Genomic DNA, 1775 nt, shown 5'->3' with positions numbered 1-1775 from the left:
CGGTACGGCGGAAGCCGGCACGACCGTCACGATCTCCGACAACGGCACGGTGCTGGGCACCGCTGTGGCTGGCACCAACGGCGTCTTCAGCTTCACCCCCACCACCCCGCTGGCGCAGGGCGTCAACAGCCTCACCGCCACCGCGCAGGACACGGCCGGCAACGTCTCGGGTGCATCGGCAGCGGTGGCCTTGACCATTGACACCACCGCGCCCGATGCACCGGTAATCATCACCGCTTCAGGACCGACGAACGACACCACGCCCACCATCACCGGTACGGCGGAGGCGGGCTCGACGGTCACGATTTCGAACGGCGCAATCGTGCTCGGTTCGGTCGTGGCCGGACCGGACGGCAGCTTCAGCTTCACCCCCGTCAGCCCATTGACTGCAGGTACCGTCACGCTGACGGCAACGGCTCAGGATGCGGCCGGAAATACGTCACAGCCCTCGCTCGGGGTGGCGCTGGCGATTGATTTTGTCTCACCGGGTGTGCCCACGATCACGACGTCCGGCATCACCAACGACACGACACCCACCATCACGGGCACGGCCGAGGCCGGCACTACCGTAACAATTTTGAACGGCGGAAGCGTGCTGGGCACGGTGGTTGCCGATCCGAGCGGCAGCTTCAGCTTCTCGCCGACCACTCCCCTGGCGGCAGGTAGGGCCACGCTGACTGCAACGGCTCAGGACGCCGCGGGCAACGTTTCGCCTGCGTCCGCGGCGGTTGCTCTGACCATCGATGTCAGCGCACCCGGCGCGCCGGTTCTTGCCGCATTCGCCGGGCCGACGAACAACACCACGCCGACCGTCACGGGCACGGCGGAGGCGGGTGCCACCGTTACGATCTCGGACAACGGCACGGTGCTGGGCACCGCTGTGGCGGGCACTGACGGCAGCTTCAGCTTTACGCCCACCACTCCGCTGATTGCGGGCAGCAACAGCTTCACGGCAACGGCACGCGATCCCGCCGGCAATATCTCGGGCTCGTCAGCGGCGGTGACCCTGACCATCGATACCACCGCTCCCAGCGTGCCGTTGATTACGACGGCGCCCGGTCTGACCAACAACGCCACCCCCATCATCACCGGCACGGCGGAGGCTGGCGCCACCGTCACGATCTCCGACAACGGCACGGTGCTGGGCACCGCTGTGGCCGGCGCCAACGGTATCTTCAGCTTCACCCCCACCGCCCCGCTGGGACAGGGCGCCAACAGCATTACGGCTGTGGCACAGGACGCGGCCGGCAACGCCTCGGGCTCGTCCGCGGCGGTGGCTCTGACCATCGACAGCGTCGCACCCGGTGTGCCGGCGATCACGACGCTGCCCGGTCTGACCAACAACACCACACCGATCATCACCGGCACGGCGGAGGTGGGCGCGACCGTCACGATCTCCGACAACGGCACGGTGCTGGGCACCGCTGTGGCCGGCGCCAACGGCGTCTTCAGCTTCACCCCCACCACCCCGCTGGCGCAGGGCGCCAACAGCTTTACGGCTGTGGCACAGGACGCAGCTGGCAACGTCTCGGGTCCGTCCGCAACGGTGGCCTTGAGCATCGACAGCGTCGCGCCTGGCGTGCCGGCGATCACGACGCTGCCTGGTCTGACCAACAACACCACCCCCATCATCACCGGCACGGCGGAAGCCGGCACGACCGTCACGATCTCCGACAACGGCACGGTGCTGGGCACCGCTGTAGCCGGCGCCAACGGCGTCTTCAGCTTCACCCCCACCACCCCGCTGGCGCAGGGTGCCAACAGCTTTACGGCTG

The 1775-nt window shown here is 68.1% G+C and carries 1 protein-coding gene; it reads left to right on the top strand.

Annotated features, from left to right (window positions below):
- On the top strand, nucleotides 1–1775 hold a 1775-nt coding region (locus F6X53_RS31980), incomplete at both ends, for an Ig-like domain-containing protein (RefSeq protein WP_244965647.1).

This window comes from Methylobacterium soli, from assembly GCF_008806385.1.
GTDB lineage: Bacteria > Pseudomonadota > Alphaproteobacteria > Rhizobiales > Beijerinckiaceae > Methylobacterium > Methylobacterium soli.
The sequence above is the reverse complement of the archived record's forward strand: the minus strand, read 5'-3'. Positions and strand labels throughout refer to the sequence as shown.